The sequence below is a fragment of the Streptomyces sp. NPDC006516 genome (genome assembly GCF_040611875.1).
Taxonomy (GTDB): domain Bacteria; phylum Actinomycetota; class Actinomycetes; order Streptomycetales; family Streptomycetaceae; genus Streptomyces.
This window is the reverse complement of record NZ_JBEXPD010000016.1, coordinates 137,270-159,564: the sequence shown is the minus strand read 5'-3', so window position 1 is coordinate 159,564 and position 22,295 is coordinate 137,270. Positions and strand designations below refer to the sequence as shown.

General features: G+C 72.2%; 21 protein-coding genes, 1 pseudogene and 1 riboswitch. Of the genes and pseudogenes, 2 read left to right on the top strand and 20 right to left on the bottom strand.

The window, feature by feature from the left end; genetic code table 11:
• Positions 1-93: pseudogene (locus ABZY45_RS31300) on the bottom strand (class F sortase); the annotation flags it as partial.
• Positions 94-334: 241 nt separating this feature from the next.
• Here ABZY45_RS31300 and ABZY45_RS31295 point away from each other — a divergent pair.
• Positions 335-1,594, top strand: coding sequence for a sulfite oxidase (locus tag ABZY45_RS31295; RefSeq protein ID WP_356745439.1), 1,260 nt, complete (start codon positions 335-337; stop codon positions 1,592-1,594).
• A 4-nt stretch (positions 1,595-1,598) separates the two neighbouring features.
• Here ABZY45_RS31295 and ABZY45_RS31290 read toward each other — a convergent pair whose 3' ends face one another.
• Together ABZY45_RS31290 and ABZY45_RS31285 are read right to left on the bottom strand one after the other, a co-directional pair.
• Positions 1,599-2,495 (bottom strand): NAD(P)-dependent oxidoreductase, encoded by an 897-nt coding sequence (locus ABZY45_RS31290; protein ID WP_356745437.1) that lies wholly within the window; start codon positions 2,493-2,495, stop codon positions 1,599-1,601.
• A 47-nt stretch (positions 2,496-2,542) separates the two neighbouring features.
• Positions 2,543-3,265: an adenosylcobinamide amidohydrolase gene (locus tag ABZY45_RS31285; protein WP_356745451.1), complete on the bottom strand. Its 723-nt coding sequence runs from the start codon at positions 3,263-3,265 to the stop codon at positions 2,543-2,545.
• Positions 3,266-3,507: 242 nt separating this feature from the next.
• On the opposite strand from ABZY45_RS31285, the gene ABZY45_RS31280 reads away from it, so the two are divergent.
• A complete protein-coding gene (locus ABZY45_RS31280; RefSeq protein ID WP_356745435.1) occupies positions 3,508-4,500 on the top strand; it encodes a PRC and DUF2382 domain-containing protein in 993 nt (330 codons plus the stop codon).
• A 170-nt stretch (positions 4,501-4,670) separates the two neighbouring features.
• On the opposite strand, the gene ABZY45_RS31275 is transcribed toward ABZY45_RS31280, so the two are convergent.
• From ABZY45_RS31275 to ABZY45_RS31195, 17 genes are all read right to left on the bottom strand, one after another.
• Complete coding sequence (locus ABZY45_RS31275; RefSeq protein ID WP_356745433.1) at positions 4,671-5,582, bottom strand: ABC transporter ATP-binding protein; 912 nt, start codon at positions 5,580-5,582, stop codon at positions 4,671-4,673.
• Entirely contained in the window at positions 5,579-6,616 is a 1,038-nt protein-coding gene (locus ABZY45_RS31270) for an iron chelate uptake ABC transporter family permease subunit (RefSeq protein ID WP_356745449.1), read from the bottom strand. The genes ABZY45_RS31275 and ABZY45_RS31270 overlap by 4 nt, the downstream gene beginning before the upstream one ends.
• Before the next feature lie 44 nt (positions 6,617-6,660).
• Positions 6,661-7,731 carry an ABC transporter substrate-binding protein gene (locus ABZY45_RS31265; RefSeq protein WP_356745431.1) on the bottom strand — a complete coding sequence of 357 codons (1,071 nt, stop codon included), beginning with the start codon at positions 7,729-7,731 and terminating at the stop codon, positions 6,661-6,663.
• A 30-nt stretch (positions 7,732-7,761) separates the two neighbouring features.
• Positions 7,762-7,949, bottom strand: a riboswitch (cobalamin riboswitch).
• Positions 7,950-8,208: 259 nt separating this feature from the next.
• Complete coding sequence (locus tag ABZY45_RS31260; RefSeq protein WP_356745429.1) at positions 8,209-8,394, bottom strand: hypothetical protein; 186 nt, start codon at positions 8,392-8,394, stop codon at positions 8,209-8,211.
• Positions 8,391-10,238: an acyl-CoA dehydrogenase gene (locus ABZY45_RS31255; protein WP_356745427.1), complete on the bottom strand. Its 1,848-nt coding sequence runs from the start codon at positions 10,236-10,238 to the stop codon at positions 8,391-8,393. The genes ABZY45_RS31260 and ABZY45_RS31255 overlap by 4 nt, the downstream gene beginning before the upstream one ends.
• A gap of 38 nt (positions 10,239-10,276) precedes the next feature.
• Entirely contained in the window at positions 10,277-11,233 is a 957-nt protein-coding gene (locus ABZY45_RS31250; RefSeq protein WP_356745425.1) for a carbohydrate kinase, read from the bottom strand.
• A 154-nt stretch (positions 11,234-11,387) separates the two neighbouring features.
• Positions 11,388-11,651 (bottom strand): type B 50S ribosomal protein L31, encoded by a 264-nt coding sequence (locus ABZY45_RS31245; RefSeq protein ID WP_145812833.1) that lies wholly within the window; start codon positions 11,649-11,651, stop codon positions 11,388-11,390.
• A 103-nt stretch (positions 11,652-11,754) separates the two neighbouring features.
• Complete coding sequence (locus tag ABZY45_RS31240; protein ID WP_356745447.1) at positions 11,755-13,062, bottom strand: MFS transporter; 1,308 nt, start codon at positions 13,060-13,062, stop codon at positions 11,755-11,757.
• 56 nt (positions 13,063-13,118) lie between these two features.
• The gene (locus tag ABZY45_RS31235) at positions 13,119-13,754 is read right to left on the bottom strand and encodes a helix-turn-helix domain-containing protein (protein WP_356745423.1); all 636 of its coding nucleotides are present in this window, start codon (positions 13,752-13,754) and stop codon (positions 13,119-13,121) included.
• Positions 13,755-13,836: 82 nt separating this feature from the next.
• On the bottom strand, positions 13,837-14,718 hold the full coding sequence (locus tag ABZY45_RS31230) for an ABC transporter substrate-binding protein (RefSeq protein ID WP_356745421.1): 882 nt from the start codon (positions 14,716-14,718) through the stop codon (positions 13,837-13,839).
• Between the two features lie 5 nt (positions 14,719-14,723).
• Positions 14,724-15,416: a GNAT family N-acetyltransferase gene (locus ABZY45_RS31225; RefSeq protein WP_356745419.1), complete on the bottom strand. Its 693-nt coding sequence runs from the start codon at positions 15,414-15,416 to the stop codon at positions 14,724-14,726.
• Positions 15,417-15,465: 49 nt separating this feature from the next.
• Complete coding sequence (locus tag ABZY45_RS31220) at positions 15,466-16,377, bottom strand: YihY/virulence factor BrkB family protein (protein WP_356745417.1); 912 nt, start codon at positions 16,375-16,377, stop codon at positions 15,466-15,468.
• Between the two features lie 120 nt (positions 16,378-16,497).
• On the bottom strand, positions 16,498-16,815 hold the full coding sequence (locus ABZY45_RS31215; RefSeq protein WP_356745415.1) for a cupin: 318 nt from the start codon (positions 16,813-16,815) through the stop codon (positions 16,498-16,500).
• A gap of 32 nt (positions 16,816-16,847) precedes the next feature.
• The gene (locus ABZY45_RS31210; RefSeq protein WP_356745413.1) at positions 16,848-18,482 is read right to left on the bottom strand and encodes a glycoside hydrolase family 13 protein; all 1,635 of its coding nucleotides are present in this window, start codon (positions 18,480-18,482) and stop codon (positions 16,848-16,850) included.
• A gap of 109 nt (positions 18,483-18,591) precedes the next feature.
• Positions 18,592-19,542 (bottom strand): carbohydrate ABC transporter permease, encoded by a 951-nt coding sequence (locus ABZY45_RS31205; RefSeq protein ID WP_356745411.1) that lies wholly within the window; start codon positions 19,540-19,542, stop codon positions 18,592-18,594.
• Between the two features lie 15 nt (positions 19,543-19,557).
• Complete coding sequence (locus tag ABZY45_RS31200) at positions 19,558-20,520, bottom strand: sugar ABC transporter permease (protein ID WP_356745409.1); 963 nt, start codon at positions 20,518-20,520, stop codon at positions 19,558-19,560.
• 86 nt (positions 20,521-20,606) lie between these two features.
• Entirely contained in the window at positions 20,607-22,019 is a 1,413-nt protein-coding gene (locus tag ABZY45_RS31195) for an extracellular solute-binding protein (protein WP_356745407.1), read from the bottom strand.
• Positions 22,020-22,295 lie beyond the last annotated feature (276 nt).

Below are 22,295 nucleotides of genomic sequence, written 5' to 3'. Positions count from 1 at the left end.
CGTGGCGACGACGCCGTCCTCACGGGTGATGTCCACCGTGTTGCCCGCCTTGAGGGTGCTGAGCAGCAGGTACACGGCGGGACCGGTCTTGGTGCGGGACAGCGGGGCCGGTGCCACGCCCAGTGTTGCGGCGGCGTTGCAGCTTCGTGGCCACGTGCGTCCGCCGCTTCCGTACGGGCGCGGACGCCCTCTACGGTCACTGACCAGCGGCCGCCGACCGCCGGGGGCCCGCGTCAGGGGAATCCGCCCGGCCGCCGTCGCGGGCCCGCGCGGGGCGGACAACGGCCGCCCCGGTCGCGGGGCGCTTCCCCCGGCCCCCTCCCCTGGAGCGCTCATGACGTCCGTACCGCCGTCCGAAGCCGCGTACGACCGGATGCGGCTGGGGCAATGGTCCCGCGGCCGGGCGAGATCCGCCGGGATCGACCGGCGTGACCTGCTGAAGCTCGTCGCTGCGGCCTCGGTCTCCGCCCCGCTGATCCCTGCCACCGCCTCCCCCGCGCATGCGGCACAGTCCCTGGCGGGGGTGGTGAAACCGTTGCCCCCTGAGCTGTTCACCATCCGCGGCACCAACGCGGAGACGAACTTCGCGGCCCTGCGGGACACCGGGCTGCTCACTCCGGCCGACCGCTTCTTCGTCCGCAACCACACCTCGACCCCGGTCATCGATCCGGCCGCCTGGAAGCTGACCGTCTGGGGCAGCGGACTGACGGGCGCCCCGGTCGACTTCACCTACGAGACGCTCCGCGCCCTGCCGTCCGTCACCCGTACGGCCTTCGTCGAGTGCGCGGGCAACGGCCGGAGCTTCTTCAGCACGCAGCAGAACCAGACGGTCAGCGGAACGGCGTGGACCCTCGGTGCGATCGGGACCGCACGCTGGCGTGGGGTCCGGCTGGCCGATGTGCTGCGCCGGGCGGGCATCGGCAAGCACGCGGTCGACGTGCTGCCGCGCGGCCTGGACGCCGAGGTGATCAGCGACGGCACGAATCTGGGCCGGGTCCGCAGGCCTCTTCCGGTGGCGAAGGCGCTCGACGACGTGCTCCTCGCCTACGAGATGAACGGCGAGCCCCTGCCTCCCGACCACGGCGCTCCGGTCCGGCTGATCGTGCCGTCCTGGGTGGGCATCGCCAACATCAAGTGGGTGGGTGACATCGAGGTGAGCGCGGAGCCTCTGCTGAGCCCGTGGAACACCGGCCTGTACCGGCTGTTCGGCCCCGGCTACCCACCAGAGGGCAGTGAGCCGCTCAGCCGTCAGACGCTCAAGAGCGCGTTCGAGCTGACCCCGGGTGCCGCCTTCGCCGCCCACCGCAGGCATCTGCTCACCGGCCGGTCCTGGTCGGGTGGCGCGCCGGTCCGCCAGGTCGAGATCAGCACCGACGGCGGCAGCACCTGGCGCACCGCCCGGCTGCGGGACGAGCCCAGGGCCGGGAGCTGGGTCCGCTGGACGGCGGACTGGGTCCCGGCGGAGACGGGTCCTGCCGTGCTGCTCGCACGGGCGACGGACCGGTCGGGCCGCACGCAGCCGACGACGACCGCCCACAACACCCAGGGCTATCTCTTCGACGCGGTGGTGCGGCACCCGGTGACCGTGGTCTGAGCGGCTACTCGGGGCGGCCGGCGTAGTACGTGGCGATCATGTCCTGGTCTCCGTGGCCGGCCGCCTCCGCCCGGGCGAACCGCTCGGCGGAAGCGGCGACCAGGTCGAGCCGCACACCGGCCGACTCGGCGGCGTCGAGGATGAGCCTCGCGTCCTTGAGGGCGGTGGAGAGCGCGAAACTGGGGCTCAGGTCACCCGAGAGCACGGCCGCGGACTTGCCGTGGAGATACGGCGTGTCCAGCGGCCCGCCCTTCATCGAGTCCAGGAACAACTGCGGGTCGAGCCCGAGCCCTTCGGCGAGATTGAGACACTCGGCCACACCGTTGACCATGTTGATCACCCACGTGTTGGCGACGAGCTTGAGCCTGGTGGCGGCTCCGGGGTCCTCCCCCACCCACACGGTGCGCCGGCCGATCGCGTCGAGGACGGGGAGCGCCGCGGGGCGTCCGCTCGACGGGCCGGAGACGAACACGGTGAGCGTCCCCTGCTCCGCCGGCTGCTTCGTGCCGGAGACCGGGGCGTCGAGGTAGACCAGCCCCATCCCCGCGGCCCGGTGGACCAGGTCGGTCGTGGCGTCCAGTCCTACGGTGCTGCTCTGCAGCCAGATCTGCCCCGGGCGCAGACCAGGGGTCGCGGCGGTGAGCGTCTCGGCCACGGAGCGGCCGTCGTTCAGCGCGGTGAGGACCACGTCGGCTCCCCGCACCGCTTCCTCGGCCGTGTCCGTCACGGTGGCACCGTGGGCCGCCAGAGGCTCTGCCTTGGCCCGCGTACGGTTCCAGACGCGGACCGGGAGCTGCGCCCTGAGCAGGCTGCGGGCCATGCCGGATCCCATGATCCCGGTGCCGAGGACCGCGACGGTCGGCGTGCCGGGCGCGGAGTCCGCGGAGGATGCGGTGGTCATGGGAGGTTCCCTTCGTCGATGCGGGGCGGTCTCAGGACCGGTGGGTCTCAAGACTGCCGCAGCGCACCCTCCAGGACGGCGGCGTGCACGGCTCTGGCGAGTCGCGCGCCCCATCGCGAGCGCGGGCCCGCGAACGGTTCACCGGGCCCGTCCCCCGGGTCGGGCGCGGCGACGCACACCGCGTCCGTCGGGGTCCCCGAGCAGTCCAGTCCGGCCTCCACCAGGGCCTGCACCTTGGCCTCGGTCGCTGTCGCCACCGCGTTGACCAGCGCGGCGTCGGAGAGGGCCACCGGGAGGACCACCACGATGTTGACGGTGCCGGGCGGCAGAGGGCCTTCGGTACCTTCGGCGGGAACGGCGGCCCAGCCCCGTACCCCGAGGCCGCTCGTGACGGTCGCGGTCGCACCACCGTCGTCCGCGACGGTGTACGCGGTGACGTCGGCGGCCGTCATCAAACCGGCTCCCGGACCTTCGAGCGCCTGTGCCGCAGCGATCTCCGCGAGGTGGCGCTCCGGGTCGAGCCGGGGGTATCCGCCCGGTACCTGGGCGTTGAGGATCCAGGCGCGCGGGCCGATCCCACCGCCAAGGACGGCGCTGCTGCACACCCGCCAGCCCGGCCCCAGCCGCCAGACCAGGTGGTGCAGCCCGAGACCGTCCTCCTGCCGGGCCAGAAGTTCGCCGCGCTGCGCGGGCAGGCGGATGCCTGGGGATGCGATGGCGTACTCCCGGGTGACGAGCCTGCCGACGGTCGGCAAGGGCGCGTCGATCATACGGGCGGCCCGAAGCCGCGCCTCCGGCCCACCCGGCAGCGCGCTCACCCGAATGGCGTAACGCGCACGGAGGGCCGACAGCCGCGTGGAGCGGGGCCACCGCCCTTCCCCGGTCCCCTGGGGCGCTCGCCGCCCCGGCCGGGAAGTTGCACCGACCATCCGGGTGAGGCGCGATGGAATCCGGACGCGCCACCCCAGGTGGATCCAACCACAGGACGCGCCCGGGCGAGGAGGAATCGGCCATGGGAGCCGCTGACGGTTTCACGGATTCCGGAGAACTCGACGGTCTGACCGTCTACGACAGTGACGGCGAGAAGGTCGGCACGGTGGGCCGGGTGTACGTCGACGACGACACCGGCAAGCCCGACTGGATCACGGTCAAGACCGGCATGTTCGGCATGAAGGAGAGCTTCGTACCGCTTGCCGGAGCCCGCCGCGTGGGCTCCGACCTGCACGTGTCGCATCCGAAGGACCGCGTCAAGGAAGCCCCTCGGGTGGACGCCGACGCACATCTCTCCGTGTCCGAGGAGGAGGAGCTCTACCGGCACTACGGGATGACCAGGAAGACCACCGGTCGCGCCGGAGCGGGCGGCGACGCGCGCACGACGTCCGGGACCGGAACCGGAGCCATGGGAGCAGCCGGGGCCGCCGGCGCTGCCGGCGCCGCGGGTAAGGCTCGCACCACCTCGCCGGGCCAGGCGAAGGGCTCGGGCACGACCGCCGGCATGGGCAAACACCGCGACATGGACACCTCTGCCACGTCCCGCCCGCTCGCCGGGGCCGGAGCCGAGCGGTCCGCCGCGGGAGCCGGAGGCCGCGAGGAGATGATCCGGTCCGAGGAGCAGCTCCAGGTCGGTACGGAGGAGTACGAGAGCGGACGCGCGCGCCTGCACAAGTACGTCGTGACCGAGAACGTCACGCGGACGGTGCCCGTGTCCCACGAGGAGGTACGCGTGGTGCGCGAACCTCTGCAGCCGGGCGAACGGGCCACGGGTGTGAAGGGCACGAGCGAACTCGGCGAACAGGACGTCGAGGTCACCCTGCACGCCGAACGAGCCACCGTCCGCAAGGAGGCGGTCCCGGTGGAGCGGGTCCGTCTCGAAACCAGCAAGGTCACCGAGCAGAAGGAAGTCTCCGCCGAGATCCGCAAGGAGAAGATCGACTACGCGGACGGCAAGGACATGGGCAGCGGCAAGGACATGGGCGGCGAGTTCGGCCAGGGACGCCGCCGCTGACCCCTCACCCAGCGGCGACAGGCCGCGCGACAGCAGCGAGGGGCGGTCCCGGTGGGTCACGGGCCCGCCCTCTCGTGCGCCCTTCCTGGGCGTTTTCCTGGGCGTTCCCCCCTCCTCTGCGGCCCTCCCGGGTGTGCCGGCCCTCGGTACGGTTCCTCCCGAGTGCCGGCTCAGAACCGGCCGGGGCCGGCCTCCCCCGGGAGGAACCGTACCGAGGGCCTGCCCTCCGGTCCCTCCGGTGTCACCACCGCGCGTACCCGGTAGACATCGGCGATGAGTTCCTCGGTGATCACTTCCGAGGGCGTCCCGCCGGCCACCACACGGCCGTCCTTCATCACCGTGACCCGGTCGCAGAACATCGCGGCCAGGTTGAGGTCGTGCAACGCGATCACCGCGGTGACGGGCAGGGCGGCCACCAGGGAGAGCAGCTCCAGCTGGTGCTGGATGTCCAGGTGGTTCGTCGGCTCGTCCAGCAGGAGTTCACGCGGCTGCTGGGCCAGGGCCCGGGCGATCTGCACGCGCTGCCGCTCGCCGCCGGACAGGGTGTGCCAGGACTGCCCGGCCCGGTCGGCGAGGCCGGTCCGCTCCAGCGCCTCGCGTACGGCGTCCTCGTCCTCGGGGCCCGCAGCGGCCCAGGCGCGGCGGTGCGGGACGCGGCCGAGACGTACGACGTCCGCCACGTTCAACTCGACCTGGGTCACGGCGTGCTGGTCGACGACCGCCACCCGGCGGGCGACATCCCTGCGGCCGGTCTCCGCGAGTGTGCGGCCGTCGAGGGTGACGACGCCGTGGCCGGGGGCGAGGACGCCCGCCATCACCCTGAGCAGCGTGGTCTTGCCGGATCCGTTCGGGCCGAGGAGCCCGACCGTGGACCCGGGCGGCGGGGCGAGGCTCACCCCGTCCAGGACGATCCGTCCGCCGGTTTGCCTCCCGACCCGGGACGCCCGCAGGCCCTCGTCGGATACGGCCGTGACGGGTGGCTGCGGGGCCGGGTGCTCCCGCCGGTTCACGTCTTCCTGCCCCCTCGGGCGCTCATGCCGGGCCAGGCGCCCCGTCGCTCCCTTGCGCTCCCACCGGTTCATGCGCTCCTCCGGGTACGGTGGAGGACCAGCACGAAGGCGGGCACCCCGATGAGCGAGGTGACCACACCGACCGGCACCTCCTGCGGGTCGAGGACGGTCCTGGCCAGGGTGTCGACCCAGACCAGGAACACGGCTCCGGCAAGGGCGGTCAGGGGCAGCAGCCGCCGGTGCCCCGAACCGGCCAGTGCCCGGGCGGCGTGCGGCAGGACGAGACCGACGAACCCGATGGCGCCGGCCGAGCTGACCAGGGCGGCCGTCAGCAGCGCGGTCGTGCAGAGCAGCACGATCCGGGTGCGGGCCACGTGCACCCCGAGGGCCGCCGCCGCTTCCTGACCGAAGGCGAAGGCGTCGAGGGTTCGGGCGTGGCCCAGGCAGATCGACAGCGTCACGGCCAGGACGGCCGAGCACATCCACACGTCCCCCCAGCCCACCCCGCTCAGGGAGCCGAGCAGCCAGAACAGCACGCCCCGGGTCTGCTCGGCGTCGGCCGCGGTCATCACGACGAAGGAGGTGAGTGCGGAGAAGAGCTGCATGGCCGCGACTCCGGAGAGGACGACGCGGTCGGTGGAACCGCCGAGGGTGTGACTGAGCAGCAGGACGAGGGCGAAGGAGCACAGCGCCCCGGCGAAGGCCCCCGCCGAGATCGACACCGCTCCCCCACCGATGCCGAGCACGACGACCACGACCGCGCCGGTGGACGCCCCGGAGGAGACACCGAGGACGAACGGATCGGCGAGCGGGTTGCGCAGCAGCGACTGCATGACCGTGCCGCAGACCGCGAGCCCGGCCCCGCACACCGCGGCGAGCAGCGTGCGGGGCATACGCAGATTCCAGATGATGCCGTCGCGGATCGGCGTCAGCCGCGCGTCGGTGAGACCGAGGTGCGAGCCGACCGCCGACCAGACGTCGGGGACGGAGATGCGGGCGGGGCCGATCGTCACGGCGACCGCCACGGAGAGGAGCAGGAGGGCCACGCCCGCGGCCCACACGAAGCCCTGCCGCAGGGCGCGGGCACCGGCCGCCCTGCCCGCCAAGGGCGCCTGACCGACGCGTACCTCCGGGGCCTGTGCGGTGCCGGTCACCCCGCGAGCCCGAAGGAGCGCAGCCCGGCCGCGACACGCTCCACGCCCTCCACGGTCCGGATGGCGGGATTCATGGCCTGCCCGCTGAGCAGGACGTACCGCTTCTTCCGGACGGCGTCCATGTTCCTCGTCGCGGGGTTGGACTCCAGGAAGGCGATCTTCTTGGCGGCGCTCTCCGCCGTCTGCGACTTCCGGGTCAGGTCACCGATGACCAGGACGTCGGGATTGCGGTCGGCGACGGTCTCCCAGTTGATCTGGGGCCACTCCTCGTGGGTGTCGTCGAAGGCGTTCTCCGCGCCCAGCTCGCGCGTGATGATGCCTGGCGCACCGCAGCAGCCCGCCAGGTAGGGGGCCTCGGAGTTGGCGAACCAGTAGAGGAGCGAGGTGCCGGAGGCGTCGATGCCGTCCGTCGCCTCGGTGATCCGGGCCTCGAGGCCGGCGACGAGGGCGTCACCTCGCTCCGGTACACCGAACACCCGTGCCAGTTCTCGCACTTCGGTGTAGACGCTGTCCATGGTGAGGGGCTTCGTACGGGAGCCGTCGCCGCTGCCGCTGTTGTCCTTGGCCGCGCAGTCGGCGGGCGAGACGTAGGTCGGTACTCCGAGGTCCTCGAACTGCTCGCGAGGTGCCACGCCTCCCTTGCCCAGGGTCGATTCGAACGAGGCGCTCACGAAGTCGGGCTCCTGGGCGAGGACCTTCTCCGACGAGGGGCGGTTCTCCGCGATGCGGGGGATCTTCGCCTCGGCCTTCTCGAGCCCCTTCATCACGGGGTCGGTCCAGGTCGAGGTGCCGGCGATCCGGTCGGCGAGCCCGAGGGAGAGCAGGATCTCGGTCGATCCCTGGTCGAGGGAGACCGCGTGGCGCGGAGCGGCCTCGACGGTGACGGTACGTCCGCAGTTCTTCAGCGTCACCGGATAGCCGGCGCCGCTCCCGTCCGACGCGGCTTCGGTGGGGCCGCTGCCGCCGCCGCAGGCGGTCAGCAGGACGAGTCCCGTCAGGAGCACGGCTGTTCGGCGTACGGTGCTGGCTATGGGCGGCACGGAGTCCCTCGGCGTCTCTGGGCTCATGCGCGGAGCCCGTACGGAGTTCCGCTCCCGGTACGGAAGCGGCGTGCCAGCAGGTCTTCGGACTCGGGTTCGTCCGGACGGGGCGCCTTCCCAGGGCACCCGAGGGTGTCCCAGTGGCCGTGGCCCCGCCCGTCCCCCTCACCGCTGCGCGTCAGCTCCGGATTCGCACCGGATTCCCTGACTCCACGTGGAGTGTGACTGGCGTCTGCAAGCTATCACGCGGCGCGGCGGCCACCGGCGGGGCCTTGGCCGGTACGGCGGAGCGGCCGTCGCCCTCCGCCCCTCCGTACCGGCGGCCTCCGTACCGGCGGCCTCTCTACCGGCGGGTCCCCCCGTCCCGGCAGCCTTCCGTGCCGACATGCCTTTCGTGCCGACATGCCTGTCGTACCGACGTCCCCTTCGCGTCGGCAGTTCCCCGGCCGGGCCCACGGTGCTGGGCCTTGTAGGGGCTCTCAGCCCGGGCAGGTCGCGAGGCGGTCAGCCCTTGGGGCGAACCGATTCGCCTCTGTCCGGCGAAGGCGCGTTCCCCTGGGTGAGGACGGAGAGTGCGGACACCGTGCCCCAGTACGCGAGCAGGACGATGCGCAGCCCCAGGATCTCCAGACCCTCCATCACCCGGACCCCTGCGGACCACCCACCACCGGCCGGGTGCGAGGCGCTCATGGGGCGTCCGTCCGGGCGGTGTTCCACGGTCCGCTGGGGTCGTCGTAGGCGTCGGCGTAGCCGGGTCCGGCGATCGGCCAGTCGGCCAGCAGTTCGGCGGGCAGGGCGAAGGAGTCGGCCAGTTGGGGGGCGTGCTCCGCGACGGCGGTGATCAGTTCCTCGGTGATCTCGGCCAGGGCCTCGGCCTGATCGCCCCTCAGCAGGCCCGCGGCCAGCAGGTCGCCGCTGTTGCGCGCCACCCACTGGGTGGCGAACAGCCGCTCCAGCTCCCCGAGCCGCTCCTTGGCCGCACCTTCGGGCAGGGCGGCGCGAGCCTCGGCGTATGCCTGAGCGGCATGGCGGTACGCATAGGCCTCCACGCCGCGCAGGGCCGGCCCGGAAGCCGCGTTCCACTGCGCGAGGGCCTCGGCGCCGGGCACCCTCAGCGCGCGTGCCCTGGCGCGGGTGAACCAGATGTCCTCGATCGCGGCGAGGAGCCGGACCAGGAAGCGCGGGTCGGAGAGGTCGCCCGGCTCCGCTGCGGGGGCGGCGTCCACGCGGGCGGGCCGGTCCGCGAGGAGCAGGTCGGCCGCGGCCTTGGCGTAGAGGGCGATGTTGTCCCCCTCCGCCGTGATGGCGCCCTCCACGCCCGTGACGAGTTCGGTCATGCCGTTGTTCTCCAGCAGGGCCTGCGCTCCGCAGCGTTCGCGGCTCTCGACGATGACCTCGCGGGCCCGCCAGGTGATCCAGGCCTTGGCGACGTCGACGAGCCTCCCCGCCTCGGTGCGGCCTTCCCCTTCCGTACAGCTCTCCCATCGCTCCTGGGCCCTGCGGTGCAGCAGGCTCATGGCGAAGACCGTGGCCATGGCGGAGGCGAGCGGTCCGTGGTGGGTCCGGTGGGCGTTGACCGGTACCGGCGGCGTACGCCGGGAGCCGGAGATCATCCGGTGGCCGCCGTACCGCACGGCGACCGCCAGCGTCGCGCGGGCCGAGCCCGCCGCGCAGGCACTCATCGAGACCCGGCCGTGGGTGACCCGTCCGATCGAGGTCAGGAAGCGCCGCCGCCTGTCCCCGGGGCCGGTCCGGAACTCGCCCGGGGGCCCGTCGGGCTCGTCGGGTTCCAGCAGCGCGTCCCGCTCCACGAACAACTCGTCGAAGGAGGTCAGGCAGTGGTCCACAGGGCTGCCCATCCGGGCCGGCAGCCGCCGCACCCGGACGCCGGGCAGCGCGCGCTCCGCGTCGGTGAGGTGTACGAGGAAGAGGCGCACCCCGTGGTCCGAGCCGTCGGCCACCAGGCGCGCGGCGACCAGGCCGGACTTGGCTCCGCCCGCCGGGCTGGTGTTGGGCATGAACTTCTGCGCGCCGGCGTTCGGGGTGTGCAGGACGAAGCCGTCCCGCTCGCGGTCGTACGTCGCGGTGGTCTCCATGGCGGCGGCGTTGTTGCCGTGCGCCACTTCCGTGCAGAGGAAGGTGCCGATGCGCCGCATGGACAGATAGTCCGACAGGTCACGACGGCCGGCGCCGTCGTGGTCGAGGAGGCTGCCGAGGAAGAGGTTGTAGTGGATGCCGGCCACGGTGGTCAGCGCCGGGTCGACCGGGCCGAGCCAGGCGTGCAGCGCGGCCAGGGCGCGCGGGTCGGCGGCGAGGCGTGCACCGCTGTCGAGGGAGAGGTTGAGGACCCGCAACCGGTCGTAGGCGAGTTCCAGTCGCTCTTCGGGCGTTCCACCGGGGCGGCGGCGGAACGGTTCTGTGCTGATCAGCCGCTGCCAGAAGCCGTGCTCGCGACGGTGTTCCGGACCGAGGAGGACGCCGGTCAGCAGTTCGGTGGTGGACGGTGGGGCGGTGTCGGTGAGGGTCACGGTCATACGGACTGAACGACGGGGGCGGGGGCGAGGACACCCTGTCACCCCGATGGTTCGGGGAAGGGCGCGCTGGTCAGGGCATCTGCCAGCTCCTCCTCGTCCGGGGGCAGGGCACCTGCTCGCCGGACGGTCACGGCGGCGGAGGCGACTCCGTGGCGCAGTACGTCTGTCAGGGTGGCCGCGTCCATGGAGCGCAGCCGCGCGCGGCCGCGCTCGCCGAGCAGCCGGTGCGCCGCCAGGGCGTGCAGCGCGCCCGACATGAAGGCGTCGCCCGCGCCCACGGTGTCGGCGACCCGGACCGACGGCGCGCCGAGGTTCACGACCGCCCCGGGCAGGAACGCCGTGACTCCCTCGGCTCCCCTGGTGACCAGGACGAGGGCCGGCCCGGAGCGCAGCCACCCCTCGGCCGCCCGCTCCGGGGTGTCCTGCGGGTAGAGCCGCCGCAGGTCCTCGTCGCTCGCCTTGACGATGTCGCTCAGCGCGACGCAGCGCTCGGCGCGACGCACGGCTGCGGTGTGGTCCCCCATCAGTCCGGGCCGCACATTGGGGTCGTAGCTCACGGTCGTCGTGGCCCGGAGTGCCTCGACCAGGTCGAGGACCGTGCGGGCCCCCGGTTCCAGTCCGGTGGCGAGGGAGCCGGTGTGGACGTGCAGGGGCGGCCCGCCCGGCGGTTCCACCGGGCCGAGCGTCCAGGTGATCTCGAAACCGTAGGTGGCCCGGCCCTCGGCGTCCAGGTCGACGGTGGCAGCGGGGGTGGGCGCAGCGCTGCCGTCCGTCACCACCCGCACCCCGGTGGAGGCCAGATGGTCCGCGATCAGCCGGCCGTTCGCGTCCGGGCCGAGCTGGGTGATCAGGGTGGTGTCCCGGCCGAGCCTGGCCAGCCCGTAGGCGACGTTCGCGGGGCTGCCGCCGGGATGGGTCCGGTCCGGCTCACCGGGCAGGCGGACGATGTCGGCGACGCATTCACCGATGACCAGGAGGGCGGGGCTGTCGGGCACGGGGGCGGGTCTCCTGGGAAGCGCGGGCGGGAGGGACCGGTGGGAGCACCGCCCGGGGCGGGGCACACGGCCGCCGATTCTGCCCGGCACCCGACGGCCACGGCGACCCGGGGTCCGGCTCAGCCGCTGCCCGACGGCCACGGCGACCCGGGGTTCAGGAGGCGCCCTCACGCCCCTCGTCCCCGTACCGCCGTTCGAACTTGGCGACCTGGCCCTCGGTGTCGACCACACGGGCCTTGCCGGTGAAGAACGGGTGGCTCTCGGCCGAGATCTCCACATCGATGACCGGGTAGCTGTTGCCGTCGTCCCACTCGATGGTCTGCTCGCTCGACGCGGTGGACCGGGTCAGAAAGGCGTACCCGGCGGAACGGTCGCGGAAGACCACCGGGCGGTACGACGGATGCTTGTCCTGCTGCATGCCTGCTCCTGTGGGTACGGGGAACTCGCGTCCCGCTGCTCCGCCCCAGCCTCCCGAAGGGCGGGGGCGGGCGCGATCGGGGGCGTCCGTACGGAGCAGCGGATCAGGCCCCGGCAGTCCCGGGTACGGGTACGGCGGCCGTGCGCCTGATCCAGAGCAGCGCTCCGGTCAGCAGCGCGAGGGCGCCGAGCAGCCACGGAAGCGGACCGGCGGGCAGCAGGCCGACGACCAGGCCGGCCAGCGCGCCCGCCAGTTGCTGGGCCAGCGACTGCACGGACAGGGCGGTGGCCCGGCCCGAGTCGTCGACCCGGCGGTGCAGCAGGTCGTTCTCACTCGGGCCGGCGGATCCGAGACCCAGGTGGACCAGCCCGTATCCGGCGGCTGCCGCGGCCGTCGCCGGCGCACCGGTGGAGGACACGGTGGCACCGAGTATCAGCAGACCGGCGGCGCTCACGCCGAGGCTCCACAGGACGGCGCGCTCGCCGCCTCCCGCCAGCCGGGCGACGAGGGGTGCCAGATGGCTGCCGAGCGCCGAACAGGCGAACCCGGCGGCGGCGAGACCGGCGAAGAGCACGGCGCCGGACTCCGCCGTCCCCGTCAGTGCAGCGGCTCGTCCGGGAGTGAGCAGTTCGAGGGCCGCGAGGGCCGTTCCCACGGCGCCGGTCGTCATCAGTACGCGGCGGATCAACGCGTCTCCCGCACCCAGCCGCAGACCCGCGACGACGGTGCCGGGGACGCTTCGCAGCACTCCGCGCGGGGTGGCTGCGGGCCGGGGCGGCTCGGTCAGGGCGCGCAGGACGTGGAGGACGAAGACGATCTGGACGGCGGCGCCCAGGAGCGCGGGTACGGAGAGCGGCACGACGAGGCCGGAAGTGGCCCTTCGCAGCCAGTCCCCCGGGTCCGGGCCGAGGCCGAGCAGCCAGGGAAGCCCGCCGCCCAGGAGCGTGCCGAGCGCGATCGCACCGGAGGACGCGGCGCTGCCGCGTGCCAGTCCCGTGCGGAGGTCGGCTTCGGGTCCCGAGCGGGCGCGCACGGTGTCGACGTACCAGGCTTCGGCAGGCCCGCTGGACAGGGCGCGGCCGGCTCCCATGAGGGCCGTCCCCAGGGCGAGCACCCAGAAGGCCGAGCCGAGGCCTACGAGCAGGAGGGCGCAGGCGTTGAGTACACCGGCCCAGGCCAGGACGGCGCGGCGGCCGATGGCGTCGGACAGGCCGCCGGTGGGCAGTTCAAGGGCGGCCGCGGTCAGGGAGTGGGCGGCGAAGGCCGCGGCGACGGCCGCGAGGGCCAGGCCGCGTTCGGTGAGGAGCAGCACCATGGGGGCCAGGGTGAGGCCCGCGGGCAGCCAGAAGAGGAAGGACACCGTGACGAACCTGCGGCGTGCGGTTCGTTCGTCCAGGCCGGCGGTCCGCACGTCCCCGCCCTGCTGCGGATCGGCGGCCGGGTCTCTGCCGTCCCCGGGCGCCGGGGTCACGCGCCGTCCCCGGCGCCGGGGGCCGCGTCGTCGGCGGGGGTGACGGGGAGACCCGTGGCCAGTGGGAGTCCCGCGGTGAGCAGCACGACCTGCCGGGCCCGGGGGTTCTGCTCGTCACGCGCGGTCAGCTCGGCGAGCTTGGCCGCGATGGTGTCGCGGAGCTCCCGGAGGGACTCCGGGGTGAGCCGCGGCATCAGGTCGTCGATCCCCGAGGGGTCGTGCCACTCCTCGCCGAGCCGGCCCGCGTCGATGTCCGCCTCGTGCTGTTCCATCGTCTGCTGCAGGTGTTCGACCTGACGGCGCCTGCCCAGCACCAGCATGGCCCGGCCCGCCGGTGTGGCCAGCATGGCGGCGTTGCTCGCCGAGGTGACGGAGTGCACGGACTTCCAGCGCCGCTCGCGGCCGTCGCGGTGCTCCGCCTCGGCGACGAAAGCGTATTTGGCGAGCACCCGCAGGTGGTAGCTGGTCGAGGCGGACGACTCCCCCGTGCTGACGGCCAGCTCGCTCGCGGTGGCGGGACCGTGCAGCCGCAGCAGGCCGAGCAGCTTCAGACGCAGGGGGTGCGTGAGCGCCTTCAGTGCCGCCGTGTCGCGGCCGGGGTCGAGCACGCGGTGTGTCGGGTCGCTGTCCATGGCGGCAGCCTAGAGCGCGACAGCACTTTGCCAAATAGTTTTTGCAGAATTTCTTTGGGAAACGTGCTCGCGGGGAGCCTGCTCAGTCGCCTGCCGCCCCCTCGACGGCGCCCGCCACGAGGGCGAGGAAGCGCGCGTGGGCCTGCGGACTGCACACCGGTTCCGGATTCCAGGGCACGGTACGCACCCGGCGCCCCCTCTCCCGCCAGGCGGGGGCGGCGATCTCCCCGAACGGCACCGCGTTGGACCGGATGTCCGTCAGGACGATGTCCGGCTCCAGAGCCGCCGCGTCCGCCCACCCGACGGTGGCCCAGTTGACCCCGGCCCCGTCGGGCGGGGAGACCAGGCGAACTCCCAGCTCGGCCAGCACCCGCAGCTCCGGCCACATCTGAGGACGGGCGACATGGGCCTGCTCCTGGTCCGCGGGCGAGAGGGCCACCACCCTGAGCCCCTCGGGCACGGCACCGGCGACCGCGCGGAGACGCGCGCGAGCGGCGTCCAGGTCACTCGCCGCGTCCGGCTCCCGTACGCCGCCGAGCGAGCGCGCGAGCTCGGCGAAGCGCCCGGACACCTGGTCCAGGGTGCGTGCCTGGCCCACGTCGATCACGACGACCGGGACACGCTCCTCCAGATGCTTCGCCGTGTCCGGGTCCAGCCCGTAGATCTGGCCGTGGCCGTAGCTGACGGCGACGACGAGGTCCGGTCCGCCGCGCAGCAGCGTCTCCACGTCCAGGTCACCACCGGCCCCCCGGTAGTCCACGACGTCCAGCGGGAGCGTGCCGGTCTTCGCCCGGTCCGGCTCAGCCCCGTCGTGTCCGGAACCGAAGATGCCCTCCGGGCATATCCCGTGGTCCCACAGTGTCGCTCCCGCCTGGATGTACGCGAGCACCCGGGACGGGCGGCTGTCCGCTGCCGCCAGCTGCCCCCGGTCGTCCGCGAAACTCCACGCGCTCTGGTCGGTCATTCCACTCACCCCTCCGAACCGGCGGCCCCGGCCCTCGCCCGGGCTCGCCCCTCACTACCTGCCCACCCCGTCGGCTCCACACCCCCGGTGGAGCGCCCGAGATACGTGAGCGGGCCGGGGTCGGGTACGTCGATCACCTTGAAGCCGAGCCGGTCGTAGAAAGCCCTGGCCGGGGTGTTGGCGGTGAGCATGGAGAGGTGGACGGCCGGGACGCCCCTGGTGTGCAGCGCACCCAGGAACGCACCCATCAGCTCCCTGCCGTACCCCTTGTGCTGCCACGGCGGCAGCAGATCGATGTGCAGGTGCGCCGGGTACGCGGCCAGCTCGGGCAGGATCATGCGCTCGGGGCGGTAGATGAGGGCGGCCATCGCCTCGGAGAGCGTCTCGGGCTCCCCCGCGGGCTCGGGGAAGCGGCCGGCGATCCGGGGGATCCAGATCTCCCGGAAGGCGTCCACGAACCTCGGCGTGTCCGCGGTTCCCAGGACGTAGCCCACCGCGCGCCCCGAGCCGTCGTCCAGGACGAAGGTCAGTTCGGGTTCGAGGTGGGCATAGGGCTCGGCGAACAACGCCGGCATCAGCCCCGGGTCCGGGTACAGGTGCCGGGAGTCACCGCCGTTGTCGGCCGTGCGGACACAGATGTCCGCGAGCGCCTCGTGGTCGCCGGGCCGGTAGGGACGCACGTGCGCGGTGTCTGCCATGGCCTCATCCTTGCCATTTGGGAGCGCTCCCACAAGGCCTGAGGGCCCCTCAGATCACCTCCTGGCCGGACCGGTCCGGGGTGCGCGCGAGTTCGACGTTGAACTGGGCACCGGTGAGCAGTGCCAGGTTGGTGAACCAGATCCAGATCAGGAACACCACCAGCCCCGCCAGCGAACCGTAGAGCCGGCTGTAGCTCGCGACGTGGGTGGCGTACAGCGCGAATCCGGCCGAGGCGATCAGCCACAGGAACGCGGCGAGCACCCCTCCCGGGAGCGCCCGCCGCACGCTCCGCGCGGAGCGCGGACCCGTGCTGAAGAGGACCATGATCAGGCAGGCCACCAGGCAGAGCATCACGGGCCATTTGAGCGCCTCCCACAACGTCTCCCCGGCCTGCGCCAGGCCCACCCTGCGGCCCAGCCAGCGCGCGAGGGGCCCCGTGAGCACGAGGGCGAACGCGCTGGCCATCAGCAGGACGAGCAGGCCCACGGCCGAGGCCACGATGATGTGCGCCTGGCGCAGCGGGGGCCGGGTGTCCTTGACCTGGTGCATGGCGTGCATCGCCCGGCGGAAGACGGCGAGGTAGCTGGAGGCCGACCACACGGCGCTCACGCTCCCGGTGCCGACGAGCAGCCAGACAGCGGTGCGCTCCTGGGTGGCCGCCTCCAGGGGCCGGCGCAGCGCGGCCCCGGACTCGGCCGGCGCGAAGGCGGTGATGTCGGCGATCAGGGCACCGGTCGCGTCGGGGTTGGCCAGGCCGATGACCGAGACGGTGACCAGGAGTGCCGGGAGCAGCGCCAGGATGGCGTAGTAGGTGAGTGCGGCCGCCCAGTCGGAGAGGTCGTCGTTCCACAGGGAGACGGGTGTACGGCGCAGTGCGGCGCGCCAGCGCCCCTTCGCGCTGCTCGGCCCGTCACTGGGCGGAGTTCGTTCCGCGGCGGGGGTGTCGGTACTGCTGGGCACGCGGGATCTCCGGGGGACGAAGGACGGGCGGGGAGGCGGGACGCCGTCGGTGAGGACACGGCGTCCCGGTCGCCTCCCTTTCTCTCATGCCTCGAACCCGCGGCTGTACTCCAGGTGGGCTCAGTCGTTCACGGCGGTGAGCAGCACCACCGCGTCCTCGAGGGCGAGCAGCCCGTGCCGCTCCTGGGGGATGGGGTGGAGCACGCCCGCCGTCAGGTCCACGTCCCCGGACTCCGCGGTGAGCCGGACCGCACCGCGCAGCACCTGGAGCGAGGCGGCGGGCGGGGCGTTGTGCTCGTCGAGGGCGGATCCCGCGGTGAGCGCGATCACCGTCTGCCGCAGTGGCTCCTGGCGCAGCAGGAGATGGGCGCTGCGCCCGTGCTCGTGGGCGCGGGCCGCGGCCAGGTGCTCGTCGGCGAGGGCGTTGAGATCATCCATACGACCACTCTGCCGCAGCCTCCCCTCCCCCGCTATCGCGTGCCGCGGAGCCAGGCCGCTGTGTCGTCGGGCAGCAGACCGGATGCGTCCAGCGGGCCGCTGGTCAGCAGCATGCCGACGTGGTCCGGAAGCGCTACCGGGCCTCCCGAGAGGTTGACGACGCAGATCAGGCCGTGGGACCGCGTGAAGGTGAGGACGCCCGGCGGCGACGGCAGCCAGTGCAGCCGCCCGCCGCCCGTCCCGCCGGCGGGCTCGGCGAAGCCCGGCTCCTCACGGCGCAGCCGCAGCGCCGTGCGGTACAGGCTGAGCATGGAGCCGGGATCGGCGGCCTGCGCGTCCGCGGCGTACGAGGGCCAGGAGGCCGGCTGCGGGAGCCAGGGTTCGGCCTCGGAGCCGAAACCCGCGTGCGGCAGGTCGGCGGACCACGGCAGCGGCACCCGGCAGCCGTCGCGCCCGGGGTCGATGCCACCGGAGCGCTGGTGCATGGGGTCCTGGATCCGGTCGAGCGGGATGTCGGCCTCGGGCAGGCCCAGCTCCTCGCCCTGGTAGAGGTAGACGGCGCCCGGCAGGGCCAGCGAGAGCAGCGCCGCCGCGCGGGCCCTGCGGGTGCCCAGCTCCAGGTCGGTGGGGGTGCCGAAGACCTTGGCCGCGAAGTCGAAGCCGGTGTCCTCACGCCCGTAGCGGGTGACCGTGCGCGTCACGTCGTGGTTGCACAGCACCCAGGTGGCGGGGGCCCCGACGGGCGCGTGCTCGGCGAGCGTGCTGTCGATCGCCGAGCGCAGGAGTCCGGCGTCCCAGGGACAGGCGAGGAAGGTGAAGTTGAAGGCGGTGTGCAGTTCGTCGGGGCGCAGGTAGCGGGCGAAGCGTTCGGAGTCGGGGAGCCACACCTCACCGACGAAGATCCCGTCGTACTGATCGGCGATGGCCCGCCAGGAGCGGTAGATGTCGTGGAGTTCGTCGCGGTCGACGTAGGGATGGGGGTCCGTGCCCTCGGTGAAGTCGGGGAGGGCCGGGTCCTTGGCGAGCAGGGCCGCCGAGTCGATCCGTACGCCCGCCACTCCGCGTTCGAACCAGAACCGCAGGACGTCCTCGTGTTCCTGGCGGACCGCCGGGTGCGCCCAGTTCAGGTCGGGCTGGCCCGGGGCGAACAGGTGGAGGTACCACTGGCCGTCGGGCAGTCTCGTCCACGGGGTGCCACCGAATTCGGAGACCCAGTCGTTGGGCGGGATCTCGCCGCTCGCGCCGCGCCCGTCCCGGAAGTGGAAGAGTTCGCGCTCGGGGCTGCCCGGTGCGGCGGCCAGGGCCGCCCGGAACCAGCTGTGCCGGTCGGAGACGTGGTTGGGGACGATGTCGACGATGGTGCGGATGCCCAGCTGCCCGGCTTCCGCGATGAGCTTCTCGGCCTCGGCGAGGTGGCCGAAGGCGGGGTCGATGACCCGGTAGTCGGCGACGTCGTAGCCGCCGTCGGCCAGCGGGGAGAGGTACCAGGGGGTGAACCACAGGGCATCGACGCCCAGTTCGACCAGGTAGGGCAGCTTGGCCCGCACTCCCGCGAGGTCGCCGGTGCCGTCTCCGTCGCCGTCGGCGAAGCTGCGTACGTAGATCTGGTAGATGGCGGCGTCGCGCCACCAGGTTGCGGTGGCCTCGGTCGGACGGATGGCTGCCACGTGGCGTTCCTTTCGGGCAGGAGGTACTCCGCCCCCGGCCCTGACGCGGGGCGTTCGATGGGTGGGCCGGCGGCGGAGTGCTGGTGGGGAGGCGGTGGTCGGGGAGAGGTCAGCCCTTCAGGCCGCCCGCGGTGAGACCGCTCATGATGTTGCGCTGGAAGAGCAGGAAGATCAGCAGCGTCGGGACGGACGCGATGGTGAGCGCGGCGATGAGGACGTTCTGCGGTACCCCGTTGGACAGCGAGTAGATGCCGACGTTGAGGGTCTGCTTCGCCGGGTCCGGCAGGGTCAGCATGGGCCAGAGGAAGTCCTTCCAGACCCCGACGACCGCGAAGATGGAGACCACTCCGAGGATCGGGCGGGAGATCGGCAGGACGACGGAGCGCAGGGTGCGCAGGGGCGAGGCTCCGTCGATGGCCGCCGCGTCGAGCAGCTCGCCCGGGATGGAGTCGAAGAAGCGCTTCAGCAGGAAGATGTTGAAGGCGTTGGTGACCGAGGGCAGCCAGATCGCCCAGGGCGAGTTGAGCAGGTTGCGCTCGAAGATCGGCACGTCGAGCACGGTGAGGTACTGCGGTACGACGAGCACGGTCGCCGGGATCATGAGCGTGGCGAGCATCATGCCGAGGATGGCCTTGCCGAGGACCGGCCGCAGCTTGGAGAGCGAGTAGGCGGCGGCCACGTCGAGGACGAGCTGGAAGACGAGTGCCCCCAGCGCGTAGTAGAGGGTGTTGAACAGGAGCCGCGCCAGATCCATCACGTTCCACGCCTGGGAGTAGTTCTCCGTGTGGACGGAGGACGGGAAGGCGGTGGGCGGGCTCTGGACGACTTCCTGGGTGGTCTTGAGGCCGCCGGTGACCATCCAGTACAGGGGGCCGAGGAAGACCAGGGTGAAGGCGGCCGTCACCAGGGCGAAGACGATCCAGTAGACCGCCTTCCCCCGGGGTCTGCCGAGCTGGGCCGGTGAGATCAGGGTCCGCTGGCGGCCCTGTTGCTCCTCCCGGCGGCGGGTCCCGCGTCCGCTGCCGGTCCCCCGGCGGGAGACAAGGGTGCTCGATGCCATCGTTGTGCTCCCGTCCTAGTCTTCGCTGCTGCGGCTGAGACGTACGTACACCGCGGAGAAGCCCGCGAGGACGACCAGCAGGAGGAGACCGAGGGCCGCCGCTCCGCCGTAGTTGTTGAAGTTGAAGGCGTACTGGTAGATGAGGTAGACGACGGTCGTGGTGGAGCCCTCGGGGCCGGCGCCGTTGGTGAGCAGGAACGGCTCGGTGAAGACCTGCATCGTCGCGATGATCTGCATGAGCAGCAGCAGCGACAGGATGAGCCGGGTCTGGGGGACGGTCACGTGCCAGATCTTGCGCAGGAGCCCCGCGCCGTCGAGTTCGGCCGCCTCGTACAGCTCGCCCGGGATGCCCTGGAGTGCGGCGAGGTAGATCAGTGTGGCGCCGCCCATGTTCATCCAGGTGGAGGCGATGACCACGGAGAGCATGGACGTGCCGGGGTCCTGGAGCCACTGCTGGGCGGGCAGATGGAGGAATTCCAGGATGCGGTTGAAGAGGCCGTAGCCGGGGTCGTAGAAGTACTTGAACAGCAGCACGGAGGCGACGGGCGGCAGCATGACCGGCAGGTAGACCAGCAGCCGCAGATATCCCTGCGCGTGCCGGAACTCGTTGAGTACGACGGCGACGACGAAGGGGACCGCGAAGCCCAGCAGGAGGGCCAGGACGGTGAAGAGCAGGGTGTTGCGCCAGGCCTGCCCGAACGCCGGATCGTTGAGGACGTAGCTCAGGTTGGACCAGCCGGCCCACGTCGTCCTGCCGTCCTCGGTCTTCTGGAACGCCAGGAGGAACTCGCGGACCATCGGATACCAGGAGAAGAACGAGAAGCAGAGCACCGCTCCGATCAGGAAGCCGTGTGCCGAGATGTTGCGGCGTACGGCGCGCGTGAACTCCTCACGGGCGGAGTCCGGTCCGGGTGCGGGCCGGGGGCCGCCGGGCGGCGCTGCGCCCGCCTTTCCGGTGGACAGGGTGGGGGCCGACATGGTCTCTCCTCGGTGCCGGTGCGGTCGCTCGCGTGCGGACGGTCCGGACGCGGGGGCCGGGCCGCGCGCCCCGGCCCCCGCGCCTGTCACTGGTTGGCCAGTACCTGGTCGACCTGCTGTGCGGCGGTCTCGAGCAGCTTGTCGATGTCGGCGTCCTTGTTGGTCAGGACGGCGGACATCGCGTTGTCGAGGATCTTGTAGATCTCCTGGGCCTTCGGCGGCTCGGCCTTGCCCTGCACGGGGTTGTCCATGAACGCCTTGAAGTTCTCGACGGGCATCGTGGCGTTGGCGACCCGCTCGGCGTCGTCCACCGCCTTGCTCGCGCCGAGGAAGAAGTTGGGCTGCGGCAGCCCGACGGGGAGGTTGTCGGCCTTCCGGCGGCCCCAGTCGAACTGGCCCTTCTTCGGGGTGAGGTTCTGGAAGTTCAGCCAGGCGACGGCCGCCTTGATCTTGTCGGGCGAACTGCCCTTCTTGATCATGTAGTTGTTGCCACCGAACAGGGTGGCCTCGCCTCCGGGGATCGGCCCCATCCCGAAGTTCTCGTACTTCGCGCCGAGCTGCTGCACCATGTAGGTGATGTCGTCGGGCGCGGCGAGGAACATGCCGAGCTTGTCGGTGGCGATCTGCTTCTGGAGGTCGCCCCACTTCAGCAGCTGGGTCTTCCCCATGCTGTCGTCCTCCCAGCGCATGTCGTGCAGCTGCTGGAGGACCTGCTTGCCCTTCTCGTCGTCGAAGGCGGCCTTCTTGCCGCTCGCGTCGACGACGTCGCCGCCCAGACCGTACTGCGTGGCGGTGAAGTGCCAGCCGCCGTTGTTGCCCGCGCTGTACTCACCGAAGCCCGCGATGCCCTTGCCGAGTGCCGCGATCTTCTTGCTCGCCGCGCGGACCTCCTCCCAGGTCGCCGGCGGGGTGTCGGGGTCCAGACCGGCCTGGGTGAACAGCTTCCGGTTGATCATGAGGCCCATGGTGTAGTTGCTGGTCGGCAGCGCGTAGAGCTTGCCGTCCTTGCGGGCGACGTCGAGGACCTGGGGCTGGATGTCCTTCAGCGCGGGCACGGACGTCTCGTCGACGTAGGCGGAGATGTCCTCGGCGCCGTCGTTGTCCAGCACCTGCTGGAGGTCGGTGAAGTACGCGTAGAACACGTCCGGCTGCGACTTGCCCTTGAGCATCGCCGTGAAGCGCGGAGGCTCGAGACACTGGCCCGGCGTCGACTTCCCGTCGATCTTGACGTTCGGGTACTTCTTGTTGAACGTCTTGACGTCCTCGTTCCACTCGCGCAGTTCCGCGGCCTTCGCGGCCGGCGGCATGCAGTCGATCGTCAGCGTCACCTTGGTCTTCGGGTCGAGCGGCGCCGACGGATCGGACGAGCCTCCACCGGAGTTGTCCTCCCCTCCGCCGCTGCTGCTCGTGCCGCAGGAGGCGAGGGCGGTCAGGGCGAGCGCGGTGACGACAGCGGCGGCGGAGGCACGGCGGGTACGACGGAACCCAGCACTTCTCATCGGTGATCCCCTTCGGGCATGAGCACGGAAGACCTCGGCCGACTCTCTGCCGGGGCGCGGCACACTCAACCATCGCCAACATCTGAACGCAATATCTCGCGCAGTTTTCGTAAATGTTTGACAGCGCTCCGCATGAGCGGAAGCGCCGGCCAGGAGCATCACCGCACCTCGGCAACACGCCCTTGGGGCACTCCCGATGCGGGTCCGACGTGCACGCAGGACGCGACCCGACGCCCGGTACCGGCCGCCGACGAGGCGCCTGGGAGCACCCGCCAG

Coding starts and splice junctions, on each gene's coding strand:
- ABZY45_RS31195 (WP_356745407.1), bottom strand. CDS start 22,019: ATGAGAAGTGCTGGGTTCCGTCGTACCCGCCGTGCCTCCGCCGCCGCT.
- ABZY45_RS31275 (WP_356745433.1), bottom strand. CDS start 5,582: ATGAACCGGTGGGAGCGCAAGGGAGCGACGGGGCGCCTGGCCCGGCAT.
- ABZY45_RS31290 (WP_356745437.1), bottom strand. CDS start 2,495: ATGACCACCGCATCCTCCGCGGACTCCGCGCCCGGCACGCCGACCGTC.
- ABZY45_RS31255 (WP_356745427.1), bottom strand. CDS start 10,238: ATGACCGTGACCCTCACCGACACCGCCCCACCGTCCACCACCGAACTG.
- ABZY45_RS31225 (WP_356745419.1), bottom strand. CDS start 15,416: ATGGCAGACACCGCGCACGTGCGTCCCTACCGGCCCGGCGACCACGAG.
- ABZY45_RS31295 (WP_356745439.1), top strand. CDS start 335: ATGACGTCCGTACCGCCGTCCGAAGCCGCGTACGACCGGATGCGGCTG.
- ABZY45_RS31260 (WP_356745429.1), bottom strand. CDS start 8,394: ATGAGCGCCTCGCACCCGGCCGGTGGTGGGTGGTCCGCAGGGGTCCGG.
- ABZY45_RS31265 (WP_356745431.1), bottom strand. CDS start 7,731: ATGAGCCCAGAGACGCCGAGGGACTCCGTGCCGCCCATAGCCAGCACC.
- ABZY45_RS31285 (WP_356745451.1), bottom strand. CDS start 3,265: ATGATCGACGCGCCCTTGCCGACCGTCGGCAGGCTCGTCACCCGGGAG.
- ABZY45_RS31280 (WP_356745435.1), top strand. CDS start 3,508: ATGGGAGCCGCTGACGGTTTCACGGATTCCGGAGAACTCGACGGTCTG.
- ABZY45_RS31200 (WP_356745409.1), bottom strand. CDS start 20,520: ATGTCGGCCCCCACCCTGTCCACCGGAAAGGCGGGCGCAGCGCCGCCC.
- ABZY45_RS31215 (WP_356745415.1), bottom strand. CDS start 16,815: ATGGATGATCTCAACGCCCTCGCCGACGAGCACCTGGCCGCGGCCCGC.
- ABZY45_RS31230 (WP_356745421.1), bottom strand. CDS start 14,718: ATGACCGACCAGAGCGCGTGGAGTTTCGCGGACGACCGGGGGCAGCTG.
- ABZY45_RS31205 (WP_356745411.1), bottom strand. CDS start 19,542: ATGGCATCGAGCACCCTTGTCTCCCGCCGGGGGACCGGCAGCGGACGC.
- ABZY45_RS31245 (WP_145812833.1), bottom strand. CDS start 11,651: ATGCAGCAGGACAAGCATCCGTCGTACCGCCCGGTGGTCTTCCGCGAC.
- ABZY45_RS31235 (WP_356745423.1), bottom strand. CDS start 13,754: ATGGACAGCGACCCGACACACCGCGTGCTCGACCCCGGCCGCGACACG.